At 58.8% G+C, this 21,343-nt stretch carries 18 protein-coding genes; 11 read left to right on the top strand and 7 right to left on the bottom strand.

What is annotated here, in order from left to right:
* Positions 1 to 26 precede the first annotated feature (26 nt).
* The 4 genes from SPHS8_RS17430 to SPHS8_RS17415 form a co-directional block, all read right to left on the bottom strand.
* A complete protein-coding gene (locus tag SPHS8_RS17430; RefSeq protein ID WP_201516600.1) occupies positions 27 to 1,547 on the bottom strand; it encodes an FAD-dependent oxidoreductase in 1,521 nt (506 codons plus the stop codon).
* Positions 1,544 to 2,122 (bottom strand): VOC family protein, encoded by a 579-nt coding sequence (locus SPHS8_RS17425; protein WP_201516599.1) that lies wholly within the window; start codon positions 2,120 to 2,122, stop codon positions 1,544 to 1,546. Before SPHS8_RS17425 ends, SPHS8_RS17430 begins: the two co-directional genes overlap by 4 nt.
* Complete coding sequence (locus SPHS8_RS17420; RefSeq protein WP_201516598.1) at positions 2,122 to 4,470, bottom strand: TonB-dependent receptor; 2,349 nt, start codon at positions 4,468 to 4,470, stop codon at positions 2,122 to 2,124. The genes SPHS8_RS17425 and SPHS8_RS17420 overlap by 1 nt, the downstream gene beginning before the upstream one ends.
* A gap of 409 nt (positions 4,471 to 4,879) precedes the next feature.
* The gene (locus tag SPHS8_RS17415) at positions 4,880 to 5,800 is read right to left on the bottom strand and encodes a TetR/AcrR family transcriptional regulator (RefSeq protein ID WP_201516597.1); all 921 of its coding nucleotides are present in this window, start codon (positions 5,798 to 5,800) and stop codon (positions 4,880 to 4,882) included.
* Between the two features lie 389 nt (positions 5,801 to 6,189).
* On the opposite strand from SPHS8_RS17415, the gene SPHS8_RS17410 reads away from it, so the two are divergent.
* The 7 genes from SPHS8_RS17410 (at position 6,190) to SPHS8_RS17380 (ending at position 13,811) form a co-directional block, all read left to right on the top strand.
* On the top strand, positions 6,190 to 6,516 hold the full coding sequence (locus SPHS8_RS17410; protein ID WP_201516596.1) for a Rieske (2Fe-2S) protein: 327 nt from the start codon (positions 6,190 to 6,192) through the stop codon (positions 6,514 to 6,516).
* 207 nt (positions 6,517 to 6,723) lie between these two features.
* On the top strand, positions 6,724 to 8,328 hold the full coding sequence (locus tag SPHS8_RS17405) for a GMC family oxidoreductase (protein ID WP_380799898.1): 1,605 nt from the start codon (positions 6,724 to 6,726) through the stop codon (positions 8,326 to 8,328).
* Positions 8,329 to 8,382: 54 nt separating this feature from the next.
* Entirely contained in the window at positions 8,383 to 10,005 is a 1,623-nt protein-coding gene (locus SPHS8_RS17400; protein ID WP_201516594.1) for an FAD-dependent oxidoreductase, read from the top strand.
* 13 nt (positions 10,006 to 10,018) lie between these two features.
* Entirely contained in the window at positions 10,019 to 10,627 is a 609-nt protein-coding gene (locus SPHS8_RS17395) for a CoxG family protein (RefSeq protein ID WP_201516593.1), read from the top strand.
* Positions 10,628 to 10,833: 206 nt separating this feature from the next.
* Positions 10,834 to 12,162 (top strand): aromatic ring-hydroxylating oxygenase subunit alpha, encoded by a 1,329-nt coding sequence (locus tag SPHS8_RS17390; RefSeq protein ID WP_201516592.1) that lies wholly within the window; start codon positions 10,834 to 10,836, stop codon positions 12,160 to 12,162.
* A gap of 135 nt (positions 12,163 to 12,297) precedes the next feature.
* Positions 12,298 to 12,858 carry a VOC family protein gene (locus SPHS8_RS17385; protein WP_201516591.1) on the top strand — a complete coding sequence of 187 codons (561 nt, stop codon included), beginning with the start codon at positions 12,298 to 12,300 and terminating at the stop codon, positions 12,856 to 12,858.
* 17 nt (positions 12,859 to 12,875) lie between these two features.
* Positions 12,876 to 13,811, top strand: a complete 936-nt coding sequence (locus SPHS8_RS17380) for an aldo/keto reductase (RefSeq protein WP_201516590.1) — start codon at positions 12,876 to 12,878, stop codon at positions 13,809 to 13,811.
* Between the two features lie 83 nt (positions 13,812 to 13,894).
* Here the strand turns inward: SPHS8_RS17380 and SPHS8_RS17375 are convergent, their stop codons facing one another.
* Entirely contained in the window at positions 13,895 to 14,209 is a 315-nt protein-coding gene (locus SPHS8_RS17375) for an NIPSNAP family protein (protein WP_201516589.1), read from the bottom strand.
* A 390-nt stretch (positions 14,210 to 14,599) separates the two neighbouring features.
* Here SPHS8_RS17375 and SPHS8_RS17370 point away from each other — a divergent pair, with 390 nt between their 5' ends.
* Positions 14,600 to 16,948: a TonB-dependent receptor gene (locus SPHS8_RS17370; RefSeq protein WP_201531128.1), complete on the top strand. Its 2,349-nt coding sequence runs from the start codon at positions 14,600 to 14,602 to the stop codon at positions 16,946 to 16,948.
* Positions 16,949 to 16,997: 49 nt separating this feature from the next.
* On the top strand, positions 16,998 to 17,792 hold the full coding sequence (locus SPHS8_RS17365) for an SDR family oxidoreductase (protein WP_201516587.1): 795 nt from the start codon (positions 16,998 to 17,000) through the stop codon (positions 17,790 to 17,792).
* Between the two features lie 279 nt (positions 17,793 to 18,071).
* Here the strand turns inward: SPHS8_RS17365 and SPHS8_RS17360 are convergent, their stop codons facing one another.
* Entirely contained in the window at positions 18,072 to 18,623 is a 552-nt protein-coding gene (locus SPHS8_RS17360) for a VOC family protein (protein WP_201516586.1), read from the bottom strand.
* Between the two features lie 26 nt (positions 18,624 to 18,649).
* Complete coding sequence (locus SPHS8_RS17355; protein WP_201516585.1) at positions 18,650 to 18,835, bottom strand: hypothetical protein; 186 nt, start codon at positions 18,833 to 18,835, stop codon at positions 18,650 to 18,652.
* A gap of 277 nt (positions 18,836 to 19,112) precedes the next feature.
* Between SPHS8_RS17355 and SPHS8_RS17350 the strand changes: the two genes are divergently transcribed.
* Together SPHS8_RS17350 and SPHS8_RS17345 are read left to right on the top strand one after the other, a co-directional pair.
* On the top strand, positions 19,113 to 19,931 hold the full coding sequence (locus SPHS8_RS17350) for an SDR family NAD(P)-dependent oxidoreductase (protein ID WP_201516584.1): 819 nt from the start codon (positions 19,113 to 19,115) through the stop codon (positions 19,929 to 19,931).
* A gap of 205 nt (positions 19,932 to 20,136) precedes the next feature.
* Positions 20,137 to 21,282: an NAD(P) transhydrogenase subunit alpha gene (locus SPHS8_RS17345; protein WP_201516583.1), complete on the top strand. Its 1,146-nt coding sequence runs from the start codon at positions 20,137 to 20,139 to the stop codon at positions 21,280 to 21,282.
* The last annotated feature ends 61 nt before the right edge of the window (positions 21,283 to 21,343 follow it).

Genomic DNA, 21,343 nt, shown 5'->3' with positions numbered 1-21,343 from the left:
TTTGGAGACGGCCGATCGCTCTCGCGTTATCGGGCGGCGTCGGCTGGAAATTCCGGGCGCTCCGAGCCGGGATCGAGAGCGAGGCGGACGGGTTCAGCGGCGGCAGCCTTGCCTGCCCTGCGCCCGAAAAAGGTCGCGCCGCCGATCAACAGACCGCTCGCGTAGCCCCAGCCTTCGACCGAAAGGTTGGGGGCAACCTGACCGACTGCGTAAAGGCCGGGGACAGGCGTGCCATCGGCCTTCAATGCCCGACCGTCAACGTCAGTATCGATGCCGCCCAAGCTAATGCAGCAGAAATAGGCCGATCCTACTGAACAATCGATTGCCGCGAAGGGTATTTCCGAAATGGGCGCGAGCCATTTGGGGTTCTTGCGGAATTCCTCGTCATATCCGGTTGTGGCATAGCGATTGTAATTGCCGATCGTCTCCACCAGCGCGCCCTCAGGCATTCCAAGATCGGCCTCCATTTCCGGGATATTGTCCCAAGCATCGACGACCTCATGCTTGCGCTCGGATCGGATGTCGCCAAGCTCTGGCCGCCCGAAATTGACATTGTCGCAGATAAGATAGGCTTTGCCGTCGGGCTGGTTCAAAATCGCGTCTGTGGACCAAGCGTGATAGACATCCTCGGCTACGAACCGGCGGCCCAGACTGTTCACCAATATACCTTTTACCAGGCTGGCTGGCGGATAGAAGGGCGACGTCACCATGCTCTGGTCGAGCGCCATGGTTGCCGCACCCATGCTCTGGCCTAGGGCGATGCCTGACCCGTCGGCGGTAGGGACGCCCAGAGGTGAGATGCCGTCGCGCACGCCCTTCGATCCATGGGCAAGGCCAAGCTCCCGGTTCCATTCGCTGCCGCCGGTGGCGAGCACCACGCCCTTGCGCGCCGCCACTGCGAGGTTTCGGCCTTCCTGTCGATACTGGATGCCGACGACCGCGCCCGCATCGTCACGGACGAGCGCGTTAACTGCCGCATCGTAGATCACGCGTACCTTTAGTTCATTGAGGCGCTGGAGCAACCGGTCGAACAGAAGATGCCCAACAAATCCGCCGCCCGGCTTGTGCCCCCGAGGCATAGGCTCAGCCGCTTCAGACAGGGGCCAGCAGGCTTCGCTTCCAGTCCACACCAGCGTTTCATCGCTATGGGGATGGAAATGTTTGCCGTCGAAATAGCGTTCGTTGAACGTGACGCCTAGCGACATCAGCCAGTCATAATGGCCGACGCTACCCTCACAATAGGCCTCAATCTTGTCGATCGCGGCCCTCGGCTGCGTGGCCCTCAGGAACCGGGCCATATTCTCTGGCGTGTCGGCGAAGCCATTGGCCTTTTGCGGAGGCGTGCCGCCGCCCAGGTAGATGAAGCCGCCGGACATGGCGGTAGACCCCCCTCCGCCGGACGTCCGTTCTATGACCAGAACGTCTGCTCCCGCTTCGGCGGCGGCAATCGCTGCAGAGGCGCCAGCACCTCCCAGCCCAGCGACTACAACGTCCACCGCCGTCGCGAATGCGACCTCGTCCAGCGTCTTGGCTGCCTCTGTCTTCACTGTGGCGCTCCCATTTCCACGTTCCCGCCATTCTTGAGCTTCAGCATGCGGATGGGGCCGGTTCCGTCCCAGTTTCGTGCGGCTTCGGCCACGTCGCGGAACAGGTTGATCAACACTGGCTCTGCAGGCACCAATTCCAGCATGCAACCCAGCTCGCTGCGGGTGTCGGCATAGGCAACCTTCGCTCCGCCGACCGAGCGGAACTCGCTTGCCATCTCTATGCCTCGCGCTCGCAAACGCTCGATTTCTTCTTCGACGCTTTGAACTATCCGGCACATGTGATGAAAGCCGCTCTGACCTTCAGGAACCATGTCGCGATAGGCGGATGCACCTTTGCTGGTCTGTTGGATCAGTTCAATCTGAACCGGACCGGCTTGGGCCAGCGCAGCCTTGAAGGCGAGCGGCTCTGGTTTTCCACGATAAAGGGCTTCGGGATAATCGGCATCGCGCCGAAAAAATGGCCCCACCCCCATTGATAGCCACTGCTCCATCGCAGCATCCAAGTCGGGTACAACCCAGCAATTCTGGAGCAGCGCCATCTTGTCACTGCCGTGAAAGAAATCGTGGGCCGCCATCAGAAGTCTGCCGCCAGGGATACGCCCCACGTCCGGCCTACCGACGGGATCGCAAAGTCAATGAAGGATCCGATGGTGTTGCTGGACGTGAACCCGTCATAAATGGTGTTGTTTGTCACATTCTTGACGAAGCCGGTCAGCGTCATCTTTAACTTGTCATGCACCGGGAACTCATAGCGCATGGCAAGGTCGATTTTTGTCACCGGGGGAATGGACCCGCGTGGATCGTTGAGTACACTCGTTTCATAGCGCGAGGTGTAATAGAGTGCGGCATTAAGTCCCGCTCGGCCGGCTCCGAGGTCAAACGCATAGTCGGATATCAGCCCAGCGGTCCATTTGGGGGTCCGGCGAAGCTTGAGGCCGGAGAGGTCGGCAAGCCCCTGTCCGGCAAGATTTCCGACGAAGCTCAGATATTTCGCGTCCAGGTAACCGGCCGATCCAGTGATCGTCCATCCAGAAACGGGTACGATCGCGAGTTCAGCCTCCACGCCCTTGTACCGCGCCTTCGCGGCATTCACGGTCGCCGTCACAACGGCTCCCCCAGGCGCGATTGTGAGGACATCTTCCTGCTTGTCCTTCAGCGTGTTGTGGAACGCGGCGACGTTGAGGCGGACGCGGTGGTTGAACCACTCGCTCTTGAAACCGACCTCATAGGCATCCATGATTTCGGGGCGATAGGGAATGACGGCGTTAACGATGCTTCCTGCTCGGCCGTTAAACCCGCCAGCATTATAGCCGCGGCTCCAGTTGGCGTAGACGAGGAGGTCGGGCTTTACATCATATTGCAACCCGATGCGCGGCGTCAGTTGGTCGAACTTGACCGAAGCGTTCACCGGGCCTTGTTGCGGGCCGAGCACGAACTGGTCGCGGATCGGCTGAAGGATGCGTCCCCAGAGCGTGAAGTTAGTCTGTTTGCGATCCCACGTCTGCCGCGCGCCTGCCGTCAGGCGCAGCTTATCAGTGATGTCCCAATCGCCTTGAAAGAACAACGCGAAGGAACGGCTCTTCTGATGGATGCGGTAGGCGTTGAGCGAGTTGTAGAAGGCTGTGCCCGGCGGGGTCGTCGCCGACAATCCGGCTAGATCGACGGAAGGGAATTGCCGCGCGGTGAATGCATATTCGATGAAGAATGCGCCCGCCACGAAGTTGATCGGACCGTCGAACTGCGTTTCCGCGCGTAACTCCTGGGAAAACTGCCAGGAGCTTTCCCGCTTGTCGTTCCGCTGGATCGCAAAGCGGGTCGCGTCGAAATCGCCAAGCTGGTCCTCTTCGTCTTCACGATAGCCTGAAAGGCTGACCAGCTTGACGCCATCCAGTTCGTGAGCGACTTCCAATGTCATCGCGCTCAGATTGTAATAAGCCGGAAACTGCGATGTCTCTACGTCATTGCGCTTTTTGCTAAGCGGCCTGCATACGATTGAGGTTGCGGGATTGAGGCACTGGATATTGCGCCCTGAAACGTAAGTTGGGTAACCCAGCGTGCCCAAGCCATTGGGCGTGAGCAGCTTGGGACCGGTCAGCGGAATAAGGTCCGGAGTGAGGAGAGGCACGTAGGGCGGCACCTCGCTGTCATCTTCCATCCGCTCTAGTGACAGATAGATGCTGGTCCGGTCGGACGGAGTTGCCACTAGCGATAGCATATAATCCCGCATATCGCGTTTGCCTTCGCGATCGCCCGTGATGCTGTTGCGGAACTCACCCTTATGCTTCTTGATCGCGATCGCGCCCTTTACCGCCAACAGGCCGGGAATGATCGGCGCCATCACGACGCCTTCAAAATCCGTTCGTCCGAAACTGCCCACCGTCGCGCGCAGTTTGCCGCTGACGGGCGCGTCTGGATCAGGGCGAGAACGAATGACGTTCACCGTCCCGCCCGTCGTATTGCGACCGAACAGAAGGCCCTGTGGGCCACGCAAGATTTCCAAACGTTCGATATCGAAGGCATCAAGCAGCGTGCCGCGCTGAAACGCCAGCGGAATACCGTCGATCGTAAAGCCGATGCCGGATTCGACGGCGCGGTTCGGGTCCTGGAGTGAGATGCCGCGAAGGCTGATCTGGGGCGTGTTGAGGGCTGCGCCGGATCGTGAAATCGTCATGCCGGGCACCATGCCGCGCAGGCCGGTCAGGGCATCAAGGTTGGACGCCCGCATCGTCTCGCCAGTGAAAGCCGTCACTGCGACCGGCACATCCTGCAATGGCACTGCTCGCTTCTGAGCAGTGACGATGATGTCCGCCAGTTCTGCGGCAGAAGACTGCGCCGCACCGCCTGAAGATTGCGCCAAGGCATCACCAGTCCCGATCGCGCTCAAAATGAGCGCCAACAGCGAAGAGCCTGTAAAGGTCCGCATGCTATCCCCTCCATTGTCGCGTCATTTGCCGCGCGACTAAATCTAATTACCGGTGGCTCACCCTTGGACTGCCACAGATGCATGAGAACGCAATCCGGTGATTATGGAAAGTTCGATAATAGGCCACAGGGCCAAGCTAGCAATCGCCGGACCGAATTGGCACCTTTCGGGCATCAGAAAACTAGGACAATGGGCGCGCGAGCTTAGAGTCCTCGCCTGTTGCGTCGGCATATGATCGCTGGTTCAGTGCGGCTCCCGGACGGATTCCGCTCTAAATGGTGGGTTGACGTGGGTGGCAGACGACTCGTCAGCGACAGCCATTCCCAGTGCCATTCTCGCCCGTTGAGTAGCTTCGCCGACTGCGGTCAACCAGAGAAACGGCGCTTGCGCTGTGTCGATGCCGTTCCGGTCAAACTTTCTTGCGGCGCTTTGGCGCGGGCTTCGCTGACAATTTTGTCACCGTAGACGCCAGCAATTCGATCTGAGCCGTTGCCATTTCGAGCAGAGCGAGGTCGTCATGTGCGGCGAGGGTTCTCGCGGCCGCCATTATCCTGTCTTCCTGCCTGCTTTCCGTGGCCGTGGCTTCTTCCGGCGCTGCGCCGTAACGCGCCTCGGCCCGCGCCAGGAAATCCAGCGCGACTTCTGTCGCCTGCTTAACCGCTAAATCCGTAATCTTACCATGCTGCTGTATACTGGCTTCGAAAATTGCCGACTGGATGATCACCAGTGTCCGAAACGGGTCTTCTTCCGACAGTGGTTCGATCGACCATCCCGTGTGCCACAAAGTGTGGTAGGGCAGAGCTGCAACCTTGTCGAAGTCACGCACCAGATGACGCGATTCAAATGGAATGTGACGCGCCAGTGCGCCCGGCTTCGCTGGATTGGGCTGGTTGAAATAGTTCTGGATGCCCTTGATCATCAACGTGACCAGTTGTTCCAGGCTCTGCGGCTTGCGTCGCCGCACATAGCGCTCCACTTCAACGCCCGTCTGCTGGACGAACCGAATTGCAATCTGGCCCAATATCTCATCAACGCTGGCGAAGTGGGAGTAGATTGATGTGCGGGTGATACCGCCGTGGTCGGCGATCATCGCAATGGAAATGTCAGCCGGCTTATGCTCTTTGAGCAACTCTATCGTTGCCTCAATGATCCGGTCGACACGGGCTCTGCCGGGCGCGCGCTGCCCCAGCTTCTCCCGTTCGGAAAGTAATTCACTTTGAAGGGTTTGAAGGGTGTTTGGCTCCGAATCCGTTCTCAAACTATGCGGTTTGATCTTCGTCGCATTTTTTTCCGCTTTGGCTTTACGCGGCGCCAGTCCCTGTTTTGTCATCGCTCAACCATAGCATAGAGGGGTGAAGTTTCAAGTAAGCGCAGTCTCACCAAACCTGCCAATTGTCACGTGGCAAAAATAGTATCCTAGCGCACGATATCGCTTTACAGGCCATGGCTGCGGCGATAGATGATGGTATGTGACATTTGTCTGTCTTTGAACAATGTGAGCTGGATTCCGGCCGCACGGAAACAAGCTGTGAGGAGAGGTGCGGTGGCACAAGCGCCAAGGGTAGGCCATAGCTGCGGACGATCTCGCCGTCGTCGTGCTTACGGCATCAGATCTGCTATGTCGGCCGAAGGATGTCGCTCATATGGCTGTTCCTATCATCTTAACGGCGTCATATGGCTCATGCCAAAATTGGTGGTTGATGGAGGCTTGATCATAGCATGAACGCCGATTTCCTTCCGGTCGCGGCGGCGGCCGACCTGCCGAACAACAGCAGCAAGCCGATCAGCGTGAACGGCTTGGACCTTCTGCTGTGTAATGCGGATGGAGAGTTTTTTTGCGTGCAGAATGAATGCACGCATCGTGCCTTTTCTCTGGCCAGTGGGCGCATCAGACGCTGCATGGTGCTATGTCCTGAACACGGCATGCCGTTCGATCTGCGAACCGGCAATCCCAAGGGGCAGCTTACGGACAAGCCGCTGCGAACGTTCCAAACACGTGTCGTGGATGGCCAAGTCGAGGTTGCGGTGCCAGCGGAGGTGGGTTGAGATATTTGCGAAGGCAGCCATTGCGCCACGTGACAGCAGTCGCATAAACAGGTGCAGGATGCCGAAGGGTACCGATAGATAACAGGTGCGGACTACGCGCCTAGCGGGAGTAGGATTGTTGCAGGGTCTTTTGCGTTCAGGCCAACGCGCGCCGGTGAGCCATTGCATTGGGAATCCCGTTCCCGACGGTCGGGCCTTGATGGTGGAGTGTGGGCATTGAACGCGGATTATATTATTGTGGGCGCTGGGGCGGCAGGCTGCGCGCTTGCCCACCGCCTGTCGGAAGACAGTCGGCGCAAGGTCATCCTGCTGGAGGCGGGTGGTGCTGACCGTGACCCCTTCATCCACGCTCCCGGCGGGCTGATGCCGCTCCTGATGTCGGGAAAGCATAGCTGGAATTATACAAGTGCGCCCCAGACGGAATTGAACGACCGTATATTGTTCTTGCCTCGGGGCAAGGTTCTCGGCGGGGGCAGCTCCATCAACGGAATGATCTACGATCGCGGCACGCCGAGTGATTATGACCGGTGGGCTGCACTGGGCAACAGCGGTTGGTCCTATGCGGATGTGCTGCCCTATTTCAAGCGGGCTGAAAATTACGAACCCGGCGGAGACGCTCTGTTGCACGGTCATTCCGGGCCGGTCAGGATCAGCCGTCCGGGTGTTCACAACCCGCTCGCCAAGGCGTTTCTGCAAGCCTGCGAACAGGCCGGCTATCCCTATAATGACGACACGAACGGGGCGGCTCGCGAGGGTGCGGGTCCCGTCGATATGTTCGTCAGCGCAGGACGTCGGTGGAGCGCGGCGACGGCCTACATAAAGCCGTTCCGGTCGCGCTCAAACCTGGACGTGCGGTTGGGCGCGCATGTGCTCAAAATACTGGTCGAGAACGGCCGCGCCGTGGGTGTCCGCGTCCGGGAAAAAGGTCAAGATTTGGATCTTCGGGCAGATGGTGAGGTGATCCTCTGCGGCGGCGGCATCAATTCGCCCCAGCTCCTGATGCTGTCTGGCATCGGTGACGCTTCGACATTGTCGCAGCTTGGCATAAACCCAGTGTCCAATCTGCCAGGCGTGGGTCAGAACCTTCAGGACCATCTTTCCCTTTATGTGAAGCAGGCGGTCACGCAGTCTGTGTCCCATTATCAATATGTCAGCCCGCTCAAAGGCGCGCTAGCACTTGGCCAATATCTGGTTCTGCGCAAGGGGCCGCTCGCCAGCACGGGTATGGAGGCGGTTGCCTATATTCGGTCGCAGCCCAACGTCACTGAACCGGACATAAAGCTCTCGCTTGTGCTCGCCCTGATGAACGACGAATTGACCGGCCTGATGCCCCGGCATGGCTTCATGGCGCATGTCTGTGTGGTTCGGCCCCACAGTCGCGGGCAGGTAACGCTCGCGTCACCCGACCCGCAGGCGGCTCCGGTTGTGGATCACCGTTACCTGAGCGACGCTCGCGACATGGTCGATTTCCGCAACGGCATCAAAATGTGCCGCCGGATTTTCGGCCAGGCCGCTTTCGATCCCTATCGTGGCGATGAACTGTCACCTGGCCCGTCGGTGCAGACTGACAATGAGATCGATGCCTTCATCCGCGCCAATGCGAACGCGGATTACCACACCGCCGGCACCTGCAAGATGGGATCGGACGATGACAGCGTCGTTGATGCTCGTCTGCGTGTCAGGGGCATTGGCGGCCTCAGGGTTGCCGACACGTCGGTGATGCCGACGCTGGTGGGCGGAAACACGAACATGCCCGCCATAATGATCGGCGAAAAGGCCGCGGACCTGATCCGGGAACGCAGCCATGCGTAACACATATGAACGACAAAGGACGCGGCGCGGACCGCGAACGACTGGAGAGCTATAATGGCTGCATGGGATGAGGTTTTCGACGTGGTGGTCATGGGTTCCGGCGCGGCGGGCGTGTCGGCGGCGATCGCTGCGCAGCATCGCGGCTGTCAGACCCTGGTGCTGGAGCGCAGCGACAAACTGGGTGGGACGAGCGCCGTGTCGGGCGGGGTGCCGTGGATTCCCAACAATCACCATATGCATGAAGTGGGGACCACAGATTCGCGCGAGCAGGCTCTTACCTATCTGCGCAGCCTTTCGCTCGGCAAAATGGACGTCGAACTCGCCGAAGCCTATGTCGATGAAGCGCCGGGTGTGCTGCGTTTCCTTGAGGAGGAGACGCAGCTGGCGTTCCGGGCTCTGAAGACTCCAGACTATCACCCTGAACATCCCGGCGGCACCTTCGGCCGCTCCGTAAGTCCCGGCCTGTTCCCTGCGGGAGAATTGGGGGAACTGCGCGCTCACCTACGTTCGGCGCCTTGTTTCCCGCTGCCCGTCGCGATGACTGATATCGATGACGGAACCAATATGCTGGATCCGGAGGTGATCGGCGACCGGCTTGCCAAGGGCATGGTAGGGACCGGCATGGCGCTGATGGCTGGGCTCATCAAGGGCGCAGTAGACAAGGGTGTCGAGTTTCGCCGGAACGCGCGTGGCCGCCGCCTCGTGATCGAGGATGGCGCGATCGTGGGGATCGAGGTCGAGCAGGATGGCCGCATGGTCAGGATCGGCGCGCGCCGTGCCGTCATCCTCGCGAGTGGTGGCTTTGAGTGGAACAAGGACATGGCGACCGATCTCATGGCCGGTTCTATCGAAGGTCCGCTCAGCCCGCCTTACAACGAAGGCGACGGCCTTATCATGGCAGCGGAAGCCCAGGCGAGCATGGCCAACACCCATGAAGCCTGGTGGATGCCGATGATCCGCATTCCCGGGGATGAATATGAAGGGCAGCAGCTCAACCGCATGGTTGTCGGCGAAAGGGCTTCCCCCGGTTCGATCATGGTTAACCGCGCGGGAAAGCGCTTCGTCAATGAAGCCCATAATTATAACGATGTGGGCCGCGCCTTCCGCAATTTCGATCCCGTGGCGTTCGATTATCCAAACCTCCCCGCCTGGATCATCCTCGATGGGAGCTTCCTCGACAAATATCCCTTCGGCACGCGCTATCCCGGGGATCCCATTCCCGCGTGGCTTGAATCCGCACCATCGCTGCGCCAATTGGCGGAGAAAATCGGCGTCGATCCTGATGGCCTTGAAGACACGGTCACGCGTTTCAACGCGAATGTGGCGCGTGGGGAGGACCCCGATTTCCACCGGGGGCAGAGCAAATATGATCGTCATTATGGCGACCCGTCCCGCGAAGGGGCGCTCCAGTCATTGGGCCCGGTCGATCAGGCTCCTTTCTACGCCTGCCGTGTCTATTCCGGGGTCCTCGGCACCAAGGGGGGGCCGAAGATCAACGCCAGATCCGAGGTTGTGAATGTCAGGGGCGGTCGGATTCCCGGCCTATATGCAGCGGGCAATGTTTCCGGAGGGTTCACCGGCATGGCCTATCCAGGCGCCGGGGCGACGATCGGACCGGGCCTCGTCTTCGGCCACATCGCGGGGCGCGAGGCAGCGTCCAGCGTCAACAGATTCTGAAGAGGAGGCGAGATTGCCTGAAGTCGAACATACTACAACGGTCGCCGCCTCCCTGCCTCAGGTCTGGAATTTCGTGGAGGACATGGACAATTGGGCGCCATTTCTGACAGGCTATCAGCGGCATGAGAAGATCAACCGCGACGAGTCCATCTGGGTGGTGAAGGGCGAGCTGGGCGGTTTGACCCGCAGCGCGGAATTCAAGGTACAGGTCACGGAATGGAACGAGCCTAGCCGGGTTACTTTCGTCATGGAGGGCTTGCAGGAGCCTGTCACAGGTTCGGGTGAATTTCTCGCGACCGACCTCGGCGGCGGCGTGCCCGATGCCGCGCCAGCTTCCACCGGCTCTGCGACGCCTCCATCGAGCGGCTGGCTGAGCCTTTTGTGGGAGCGACTATCCCGCTGGTTGCTGCGGCGTGTGACGAACAGTGCCGACGTGCAGACGGTGAAGCCGGTGGCGGAGGCGGGCAGTTCGAATACACAGATCACCTTCAGGCTGAACGTCCAGGCGGGCGGCGCCACCGGTCCAGTCCTAAACCTGTTGCTGGGTCCGATGCTGAAACCGGTTGCTGAAGATCTGGCGATGAAGATTGCCCAGGCGGTGGACAAGCCGTCAGCAAGTTGAAGGAGGGGCCTGCGTCAGCGGGACGTAGGCCCCGGCCGATACAATTACTCTACTATTGACGGACAATTGTCCGTTATGCATGATCGTCTGGGATCGGGCCGCCCATCGCCATAAGAGTGCGATGCGGGTCGCCAGATATGACTGGACGATTGGAAACAGGATCAGCGCGCCGGGATGCGCCTGGATTGAATCGACAGGAGATGGATATGACGGAAAATCTGGTCGCCGAGGCGGGAGCCGGGCGTTCTTCAAAGCTTCAGGGTTGGCGCTATTTCGATCGCGATTTCGCGGCGCGGGAATGGGATGCGGTCTGGACCAAGAGCTGGCTCGTGGTTTGCCGTGAAGATCAGATCCCCGAGCCGGGCGATTTCCTGGTGGAAGAGGTCGGCGCGGAGTCGATCCTGGTGGTGCGCCAGGAAGACGGCGGCATCAAAGCCTTCTACAATGTCTGCCAGCATCGTGGGAACAAGCTGGTGTCGGTGGCGGAAGGGTCGATGCCGTCCTTCACCTGCGCTTATCACAGCTGGAAATGGTCGCTGGAAGGCGAGTGCCTGAGCGCGCAAGACCCCGAGGATTTCAGCGCCGGATCGCCGTGCGGGCGCAAGCGGCTCGCTGAACTGAACAGCGAGACCTTTGCCAGCTTCGTCTGGGTAAACATGGATGCCAACCCAATGCCTCTCAAAGAGTATCTGGGTGAACTGTACGAGCCCTTAGCGCGCTATCCCTTCGAACTGATGCACTGCACACAGGCCATTTCTGTGCGGATGCCCTGTAACTGGAAGATCATTTCAGACAATTTCCGCGAAACATACCACATCCCGACGGCTCATCCTGAAGGGCTGTATGTGAACGAACCCTATTATGTGACCGCGATCATCGAAACGTTGAAGAACGGTCATGCGCGCCTTGTAACGCCGGGCAGCCAGCCCTCGCGCTATCTGCCGGACGGCAAGCTGGCGATCGACGACTATCTGATTCAGGACCTCAAGACCTGGGAGTTGAATCCAGAGGATTTCAGAGACAAGCCGCTGGCGATCCGTGAGGCGATCATCGCGCAGAAGCGCAAACTGGGCGTCGAGCGCGGCCATAGCCATTACGACCGGATGGAAGATGCGCAACTGACCGACACCTTCCTTTATTCGATCTTCCCCAATCTGACGCTGACCTGTTTTTCGGACGGTATGCTGTTCCTGCGCGCCTGGCCGCACCCGACGGACCCGGAAAAATGCACCTTCGACACGTGGTTCTATGCGACGGGCACGGAGGATTTCTTCACCAAGATGCTGACGTCGGCGGGTGGCGTGGCCGACACCGCGCGCGCGCCTGTAGAACGCGAATGGCGTAACTTCGGCGAGGGGAGCCTTGGCATCACACTAGATGGTGATGCGGGCATCATGGAGGCGCAACAGCGCGGCATGCATTCGCGCGGATGGAACGGCGCCGAATTGGCCGGGCAGGAAAAGCGGATCGCCCACTATCACGATCGCATCGATCAACTTATCGCCGAAAATGAAATGTCTATTGCCGCCGAATGACGAATGGTCTGCGGGCGCCCGCGCCCGCAGCGCCTATGGTGTGACGGATTTCGTGGGTAGCTGGCGAAACGCAGCGTGCGTCGCCCCTCCAGTGGTGAACCAACGATTGCCGATTTGAAAATAAGGAGAGGCTCGATGTTCCTGGACCCTGTTTCAGGCCAACTCAAGAAGGTGCGGCAGATCGCATTCGTTGTACCGGACGCGATCGAATGGGCGCACCGGCATATGGCCCGCTTCGGGTCCGGCCCCTTCTTTGTGCTCGCGCATCTTCCCCATGACCTGCAAACCTATCGGGGCAAGGAGATCGATCTCGATACGACAGGTGTCGTCGGCCAATGGGGCGACGTGATGGTCGAATTGGTGGAGCAGCATTGTGACACACCGTCGGCCTATCGGGAACTTTATCCGACGGGTGGGCCCGGCGTGCACCATATGACGGTGTTCGTCGATGACATCCACGGGGCGATCAAGGATTATGAAAGTAAGGGCTTTGATAACATCCTCTATTCCGTCGTGTCACCGCTCGGAGACTCCAAGCCCAGCCCTTATGCGATGATGGACACCCGCAACGAGTTCGGCATGCTGACCGAATTTTATGAAGAAGCTGTTGTCAGCGACTTTTACAAAATGGTGAGGGATGCCGCCGAAGGGTGGGACGGCTCAGATCCCATCCGGTACATATACGGCCAACCTTGAAAGGGGATATTCTCGACATGGAAAAGCGCAATCTCGGGAAATCCGACTTGAAGGTCTCTGTTGCCGGTCTTGGCTGCAACAATTTCGGCTGGTTCCTGGACAAGGAAAAATCCCTCGAAGTGATCTCTGCTGCGCTCAACGCCGGAATCAATTTCTTCGACACGGCGAACAACTACGGCTTCCCGCCGGGAGAATCGGAACGCATCCTGGGCGAAGCATTCAAGGGCCGCCGGGATTCCGTGATCATCGCCACCAAGGTGGGCGACAAGGTTGGCGACGGCGACGATAAGCAGGGCGCCGCTCCTGCCTATGTGCGACAGGCATTGGAAGAGAGCCTAGCCAACCTGGGCACCGATTATGTCGATCTCTACCAGCTGCATTATCCCGATCCGGCTGTTCCGATCGGGGAAACGCTGGGCGCATTCGATCAGCTCATTCAGGAGGGAAAGGTGCGCTATGTCGGCTGCGCGAACCACAGCGCCGCGCAACTGGCTGAAGCACTGGAAGCTGCCGGCACCAGGCATCGTGCAGCGTTTATTTCCTGCCAATCGGAATATAGTTTGCTGGCGCGTGACATTGAACAGGAGCTCGCGCCCTTGATGATCGACCATGGAGTCGGGTTTTTACCTTACTTCCCCCTCGCCAACGGGCTTCTGACTGGCAAATATCTCGGCGGTGACGAGAGTTCGGGTCGTCTGGAAACGCTCAAGAAGATACCCTTCTTCGACAAGTTCCTGACGCCCGAAAGGTTCGAGAAGGTTAGTCGCCTCGCAGAAATCTCTCGCAAATCAAACGTCCCCATGACGAAGCTGGCGCTCGGCTGGCTCGCTGCCAAGCCCTTCGTTTCATCGGTAATCGCCGGCGCGACGAAGCCCGAACAGGTTCATGCCAATGCGCAAGCCTGCATGACAGTCCTGCCGCAAGATATAATGGCGGAACTGGATCAGCTGTAAGCAGCAGCTATGCTTTATCGCTGCCGGGGCGCAGAATCGCGATAAAGGCGGAAAGCGTTGAGCCTCCCGCCTTTCATTTCTGCTCAATGTGCTGGGGAATAGGAGGCCGCATCGGCGAAGATCAACGTCTCCTTCGCGCCGCTGCGGCAGATTTCCTGATATATTTTGCCACCTTCAGGAGCGCTCGCCATCGCTTGTATTCCGGCATCGAATGCGTTCATGTCCGGCAATTTCCAAAGATGGATCACAGTATTGGCCCGACCGATCTTGGTAACTAGCCCGGCAATCATCTCCCATCCGGCGCCTTCGGCAATACGCTTCATCTCGGGAACTATATTCAAGAAGATTGGAAGCGTTTCATAATCGAGTTCCAACGTTGCCTGAAGATAAACGCTCATCTGGTTTCCACTCCTTACGATCTTGGCCGCGATATTCTGCCACCGCACGACGCGACGATAAATGACGACCGTCCGATATACAAGCGCCGACGTGATGCATCGAAGACGGACAGGCGAGTCGCCGAAGCGCGCGCAGGCTCCGGCAAAAATATCGCGTCTCCCATTATTCTCGGCTCTGAAACCGAAAAGTAACCGTCACCTGTCACATAAAAACGCGGCTACGGCTCGTTGCGGCCGCTTACCTGTTGACCCTCCGCTCAAAAGCAGTTAGCTAGCACACTTGTGTAGCGACAAGAGTATCCGGCAAGGATCGCCGCCACATGTGATCAAGAAACAGCGTTGGATGGGGAGGACATGATGCGAGGCTTGGCATTTTCGTCGGCGATAGCGATGGCAGCTGCGATGGGAAGCGGTCAGGCGGCATGGGCCGCAGAACCGCAGCAAACACCGGATGTCACCGCTGCCAATCAGCAGCAGCAATCTGGCGGGCTCTCCGATATCATCGTGACGGCGCAAAAGCGCGCCGAACCCCTGCAAAATGTGCCTGTCTCCGTTTCGGCATTCAGCAATGACACGCTTCAAAAGGCCCGCGTCGATGGCCTGACGGGACTGCGCGGCCTGGTGCCGGGCATGACCGTCACACGTTCGGGCGCAGCCGTTGACGTTCCGCAGATCAGCTTGCGTGGCATTTCCATTCAGGACGTCCTGCCCAGCGTTGAACCAGGCATCGGAATTACCCTGGACGGCATTCCCATCGCCTTTCAGCGTGGCGCCTTGATAGATGCCTTCGATGTGCAGCGGGTGGAAGTGCTGCGCGGTCCGCAAGGCGTTTTGAACGGCAAGAATACGACAGGCGGTTCCATCAATGTCATTCGCCTGCGTCCGGACCCCTCCGCGGATACGACTGGAAAAGCGCGCTTCACGATCGGCAGCTTTGGCCAGAATGATTATGAAGGCTATATCATGGCGCCAGTCGTCAGGGATATACTTGCGGTCAAGGCCGCCATATCCGTGCGCAAGGACAATGGTCAGTTCCGTAACATCGTGGATGGCGGACGCGAAGGTGATCGCGACGTGCGTCAATATACGCTGGCCGCGGTCGCAACGCCGACAGATCGGCTCAATATCTATCTATCGTTCGACCGGTTGGAAAATGACAGCGCCATTCCGCCTTACGTCGCCACGCCTGTTCCTGATCTGATCGCCTATTCCGTCCCAGGCTATTTCGGGGGCATGAATTCTACCTGCCTCAACCCGGCGACGCAAATCGTCTGCCGCCCGTTGAGTGATTTCGACAAGGGGAAGAATGAAGTTGAAACCACTCAGTTGCCCGCTTCTTTGCGCCTGACTGCCGGTACTGGCGAAATCTCCTATGACCTGACCGACGAAGTGAAGTTCACTTCGCTCACGGGATATCGGGAATTCCACGAACGTCAGACCAGTGATTTTGACGCGACGCGTTTCGCCCTGTTCCGCGATAAGGCGTCAGTCGACGCGAAGCAGTTCTCGCAGGAAGCGCGCTTTGCGACGTCTTTCTCAGGCCCGTTCAACATCGTGGCGGGCGCATTCTATATGAACTACCGGTACATCGAAAAGCAAAACCCGTCGCTGGATGCGGCAGTCTTGCCGGACACGGATGTGGACGGGAACGTCATCCTCACCAACGGTATGCCGACATTCTCGACGCCGCCCGGCGTGGCGTTCCTCAACTCCTTGAATCGTTATCGCACTTTCCAGACCAACAAGACCTTCGCGCTATTCTTCCAGGCTGATTACGATATCACCGATCAGTTGCGCTTGACCGTCGGCGGGCGTCAGACTTGGGACAGGAAGACGACGGATTACAGCCTTTGGGCGCCGGTCGTTTCACCGACGCGTGACAATGACGCGATCGGTCCTTTGGTCGGCCAGGTCACAGGCCGGGCGAAGTTCAAGAAATTCACGCCGAAGGTCAATCTGCAATATAAGTTCACGCCCGATATCCTTGCCTATGCGCAGTATAGCAAGGGCTACAACACCGGCGGCTTCAATGGACGTCCCGGCAATCTTGTTACCGCTGTTCAGGCTTATGAGCCGGAAACGATGCAGGCTTATGAGGTCGGCCTGAAGACCGAACTCTTCAACAAGCGTGTTCGGCTCAATCTTTCGGCCTTCCACAATACGCTGGATGACAAGCAGGAAAATGTCCTCCAGGTTGTGGGTACGACTAACGTCGCTACGACCCTGAACGTGGCCAAGGCGCAGTATAAGGGCTTTGAAGCAGAGCTGGCCGTGGCGCCGATGCGCGGTTGGACGATCACGGGGTCGCTTGGATATTTGGACGCGAAATATAAGGACTTCGTGGGCGACCTGGGTCAAGGGACGAGAGACTTGAGCGGCCTCAAGCTGCGGCGTGTTCCGAAATGGACGGCAGGCGCCATATCGGACTACAGCTTTGGCGCCGGGCCGGGCACTGTGGGGTTAAACGCGGCGATTTTCCACACCAGTCGCTACGAGACCGACGTGCTGAACGATCCCCGTGGTTCCATTCCGCCGGTTACGAAAATCGATCTTGGCATCCGTTATGAGCTGCCCATCACCGGCGCGACGACGATAGAAGTGGCTGGCTTCGTGAAGAACGTCACCAACAACACGACATATGATGGGTATACGTCCGGCGATGCGGTAGGCACTTTCATTGATTTCGCCAATCCGTCGATTGGCCGTCAGTGGGGCGTGTCGCTGACTGCTCGCTTCTGATCCAAAAGGGCAAGCTGCCACCAAGAATTGAAATGTAGGAGTTGTTCAGATGAGGCTTGAGGGAAAGGTGGCGCTCGTCGCCGGAGCGGCAGGACCCGCCAATATGGGTCAGAAAATCGCCGAACGCTTGGCGCAGGAGGGCTGCAAGGTCGTCGTGACGGGCCGGCACGAAGAGCCGCTGCGTGCTATCGCGGAGCAGATCGGCGGCAACTACATATTGATGGACATTACCAGCAAGGCCGATGTAGATGCCGCCGCAGACTTCGCCGTCAAGACCTATGGCAAGCTGGACATCGGCGTCAATGCCACTGGCTGGGGCTTGATGAAGCCAACCCATGAAACGACCGAGACCGATCTCGACAAGATCATGGGCATCCAGTTCAAGGGACCCTTCTTCTTCATTCAGGCGATGTTGCGGGTGATGGGGCAGGGTGGATCGATCATCCAAATTTCCTCCGCCACCGCCACCATCATGCTCGAAAATCATGCGGCCTATATGGGCACGAAGGCCGGGATCGATCATGTAATCCGCACCGTGGCTAACGAATATGGCGCGCGCGGCATCCGGGCGAACTCCATTTCACCCGGCCTGACTGAAACGCCGATGGCGGGCGACAGCTTCAGCGTGAAAGAGCTGATCGACGCATTCGCAAAAGAATATCCGCTTGGACGCCTGGGGACGCGCGAAGACATTGCGGCTGCCGTCGTGTGGCTTGCATCGGATGAATGTTTCATGACCGGCCAGAATCTTCAAGTGAATGGCGGGCTTACGCTCCGTCGTAACCCAATCCTGTCCGAACTCGGCGAGATCGCTGCGCGCGCGACGGCGCATTTGAGCAGTTGACGAGATAACGTAGCGCGGGGCGGAGCCCATGCTTGCGTCTGAAACAATGCGGCAACAGGCAAGGGAGGGCGCATGAGCGACCCTCCCTTTTCGCTGCTGATTGCATGATAGCCGCGTGCGGATCTTTGGAAGCGCCTAACAGCAAGCCATGACTACAGCCCGACTGAGCCACATAGGCTGTCGGGCACAACGGATGCGGGTCTGACGGCGGCTTGCCTAAATCTCCTTGGGCATGGAAAAGCCGCCCCGCCTTACATGCCGGGGCGGCTCCACATCAGCTTAGATGTCGGTGAACTGCATCCGGCGGATCGGATCCGTCCCATCAAAGCCTTCGGCGGATTTCTTCAAATGGTCGTAGAAGGGGCGAGTGCCTTCTTCCTCGTAAAGTTCGGTCATCACGCCAAGTTGCTTTGACGTGTCCATGATGGCGTAGCGGCCCAGCCGATTGGGGAAGGTTTCGCCATAAAGAGCAGCCTCGCAGCCCTCAGCCTCATATTGAGCGATCCGCTTGTCGAGATCGTCGACAAACATCGCGAAATGGTGGATGCGTGACTCGCCCTTCTTCACGAGATCGCGATAGGCGGACGGTTCGTCGTCATGCTGCTGCACGAATTCGGCCGTGATATTGCCCCACTGACCATAGACGGAGGTGACATCTATGACGCTTTCCTTGCCGCGATAGCGGTGCACGTGAAGCGGATAATGTTCGACTGCCCAGAACGGCCCTGACCCATAGCGGCGGGAATGAGCGCGGGCGGCTTCGATAGCGTCTGGCACCACGAAAGCGATCTGCGTGATGGCGAGGGCGGGTGTGAAGATAAAATCACTCATATCGTCGTTTCCTTCAAAGACATTTGTCAGTTCATTGATTCGATGTTGAGGGTGGTCGCGCGAGTGATCTGATCATGGCCGATGGCTTTGGATCGTGTCGGCTTCAACTGGCCCGGAAACATGTCGCAGGCGCGAAAACCTGCACCATTCCTTGCCCTGAAGTCAGCAGGGCTAAGGCTATGCAGCGCTTTCGGTGGCCTGTTGATGGTCATTCACCCTCTACCCGGAGCGGCTCATGCTCTGCTCCTCCGCCGTTACTTTTTAAGCAACCGACATTTGTCTGGTAAAGGATGTGCCCACATTCGTCAAATTCATAAATGCGTGGACCGCCCGGATGGGGCGGTGAGAATATCCATTCCGGGCTCCGGCTCACGCTTTGGTGATTGACTAAATGAACGACAATCGTCAGTTAAGCTCTCAGCACTCCGGGCGCTGACATGCGTATGTCGGCGATCGGGCAATTGCAGCCATATTATGGAGAGGAAGGAAATGAGCTACAATCTGACGGTACGTCGTGAAGGTGCCGTGTTCATCATCGGCGGAACCGGCGGCGCTGGCTCGGCAATCGTCCGTGCTTTCGCGAAGACTGGCGCCAGCATCGCTTTCACCTATAACAGTAACGAAACCAAGGCGAATGCGCTCGTGGATGAACTGGCAGGTGAAGGCGTGACAGCGGCGGCCAGCAAGCTGGACATTACCGACTTGCAGGCCGTGGAAAAATGCGTCGGCGAAGTAGTGGAACGCTTCGGGCATATCCACACGGTGATCTACGCGTCCGGTCCGATGTGGGACAATACATTGCAATTGGCTGACGTGAAGCCGGGCTTCATGGAATTCCTCGTCAAGACAGAGCTATTCGGCTTCTTCAACGTGATCAGCGCCACGAAGGAACAGATGCGTGCGCACAAGGGTGTGATCACCATTTGCACCAGCTTTGGCAACGCCCGCCGCTTCGATCGTGACGGCCAATCCGCAGTGCCCAAGGCAGGTCTGGAAAGCATGGCGCTCTATCTGGCGGCGGAAGAGGCGGTCTACGGCGTGCGCGCGAACGTCGTTCGCCTCGGCTGGTTCAACTTCGGCATGGGCGCGATCGACAAGACGGAAGCTGCGCTGGATGATCCAGGCCGCGCGATGACCGGCGGCGAAGCGGGTGCGGAAGCGCTGGAATGGATGACCAGCCGCATTCGTCTCGGCAATCGGCCTGGCCGGGGCGAGGAGCTTGCCAGCATGGTGCTCTATCTTTCGTCCGAGCAGGCGTCCTACGTCACGGGGCAGATCACCTGCGTGGACGGCGGCATCTCGCTTTGAGGATTGGGGGGCAGGCGCCGACCCTGCGATTGCGCCTGCCCTACGACTGCCGCTCTGAAGAGGGTGATGTTATTATTAATTGACAGATGTCAGATAAAAGGCATTATCAAATGCGGCCCCTGAGGCCAAAGGACGACTGCCTCCGCATTAGCCAAATATCAGTTGCGGTGAGCATTGCGATCTGACTGACGCAGAGAGAGGATCGATGGTAAAGATTTCCGTCCTGGCCAACCAGGTGGCTGGTGAGCATCGCACAGCCATCACTCCCTCGATCGTCGCGCGATACACAAAGCTTGGCCTATCGACAGTGGTCGAGAGCGGCGCAGGTTCTGCGGCAGGCTTTTTGGATGAAGCCTATGCTGCGCAGGGTGCCTCGATCGTGGATCGCAAGGAAGCGCTGGCGCAGGCTGATGTTCTGGTCACGGTACGCCCGCCAGTTCCAGCTGATCTTATGGGGGTCCGTAAGGGAACGAAGCTGATAGGCGGCTTGGCGCCTTTCGCTGATCCGGCGCGGATAGCGGCCTATGCCGAACTGGGGGTGGAGGCGATGGCGCTCGAACTGCTCCCGCGTACGACGCGCGCTCAGGCCATGGATATACTGTCCAGCCAAGCAAATCTTGCCGGGTATCATGCCGTTGCACGGGCCACGACCGAACTTAATCGCTGCCTGCCGATGATGACCACGGCAGCAGGCTCGATCGCCGCTGCCAAGGCGTTCGTCATGGGCGTGGGCGTCGCAGGTCTTCAGGCAATTGCCACGGCCCGCCGGCTGGGCGCGGTTGTCTCCGCCACCGACGTTCGCCCTGAAACGCGCGAGCAGATCATGTCTTTGGGCGCCAAACCCATATTTGAAGAAATCCAGGATGGCGACCAGCTTACCGCGGCGGTGGGCGGCTACGCCGGAGAAATGAGCGAAGCCTATCGGCAGCGGCAGGCCGCGCTGGTCAGCGGGCACATCGCGCAACAGGATATGGTCATCACGACCGCACTCATTCCCGGCAGGCCGGCCCCCCGTCTGATCAGCGATGCGCAGATTGCGAGCATGAAGCCCGGCAGCGTGGTCGTCGATCTGGCAGCCGAAAGCGGCGGGAATGTGGAGGGGGCCATCGCCGGGGAAATGGTGATGCGTCACGGGGTCAAGATCATCGGGCTTGTCGACGGGCCTTCGCAGGTCGCCGTGGACGCATCGAACCTGTTCGCTCGCAACTGCTACAATTTCATCGAAGCCTATTGGGACAAGTCGGAAAGAAGGTTGGCGATGCCCACCGATGACGCGCTGATCGAAGCGGTGACGCTGACCCGCCATGGCGAAATTGTTCACCCGCGCTTCGTTCAGGCAGCGGCTGCCTGACAACAGGGGGATAAGTCAGTGAACGCATTGAATGCAGATTATCTGTTCGTCTTCATTTTGG

This window comes from Sphingobium sp. S6 (genome assembly GCF_905120495.1).
In the GTDB taxonomy this organism is placed as follows: domain Bacteria; phylum Pseudomonadota; class Alphaproteobacteria; order Sphingomonadales; family Sphingomonadaceae; genus Sphingobium; species Sphingobium agri.
Note: the sequence above shows the minus strand (reverse complement) of the source record. Positions and strands in the feature narration are given on the sequence as shown.

Excerpts from the sequence above, each read along its gene's own strand:
- SPHS8_RS17425 (WP_201516599.1), bottom strand. The coding sequence starts at position 2,122 with ATGGCGGCCCACGATTTCTTTCACGGCAGTGACAAGATGGCGCTGCTC.
- SPHS8_RS17420 (WP_201516598.1), bottom strand. The coding sequence starts at position 4,470 with ATGCGGACCTTTACAGGCTCTTCGCTGTTGGCGCTCATTTTGAGCGCG.
- SPHS8_RS17415 (WP_201516597.1), bottom strand. The coding sequence starts at position 5,800 with ATGACAAAACAGGGACTGGCGCCGCGTAAAGCCAAAGCGGAAAAAAAT.
- SPHS8_RS17410 (WP_201516596.1), top strand. The coding sequence starts at position 6,190 with ATGAACGCCGATTTCCTTCCGGTCGCGGCGGCGGCCGACCTGCCGAAC.
- SPHS8_RS17400 (WP_201516594.1), top strand. The coding sequence starts at position 8,383 with ATGGCTGCATGGGATGAGGTTTTCGACGTGGTGGTCATGGGTTCCGGC.
- SPHS8_RS17390 (WP_201516592.1), top strand. The coding sequence starts at position 10,834 with ATGACGGAAAATCTGGTCGCCGAGGCGGGAGCCGGGCGTTCTTCAAAG.
- SPHS8_RS17385 (WP_201516591.1), top strand. The coding sequence starts at position 12,298 with ATGTTCCTGGACCCTGTTTCAGGCCAACTCAAGAAGGTGCGGCAGATC.
- SPHS8_RS17380 (WP_201516590.1), top strand. The coding sequence starts at position 12,876 with ATGGAAAAGCGCAATCTCGGGAAATCCGACTTGAAGGTCTCTGTTGCC.
- SPHS8_RS17375 (WP_201516589.1), bottom strand. The coding sequence starts at position 14,209 with ATGAGCGTTTATCTTCAGGCAACGTTGGAACTCGATTATGAAACGCTT.
- SPHS8_RS17370 (WP_201531128.1), top strand. The coding sequence starts at position 14,600 with ATGGCAGCTGCGATGGGAAGCGGTCAGGCGGCATGGGCCGCAGAACCG.
- SPHS8_RS17365 (WP_201516587.1), top strand. The coding sequence starts at position 16,998 with ATGAGGCTTGAGGGAAAGGTGGCGCTCGTCGCCGGAGCGGCAGGACCC.
- SPHS8_RS17360 (WP_201516586.1), bottom strand. The coding sequence starts at position 18,623 with ATGAGTGATTTTATCTTCACACCCGCCCTCGCCATCACGCAGATCGCT.
- SPHS8_RS17355 (WP_201516585.1), bottom strand. The coding sequence starts at position 18,835 with ATGACCATCAACAGGCCACCGAAAGCGCTGCATAGCCTTAGCCCTGCT.
- SPHS8_RS17350 (WP_201516584.1), top strand. The coding sequence starts at position 19,113 with ATGAGCTACAATCTGACGGTACGTCGTGAAGGTGCCGTGTTCATCATC.
- SPHS8_RS17345 (WP_201516583.1), top strand. The coding sequence starts at position 20,137 with ATGGTAAAGATTTCCGTCCTGGCCAACCAGGTGGCTGGTGAGCATCGC.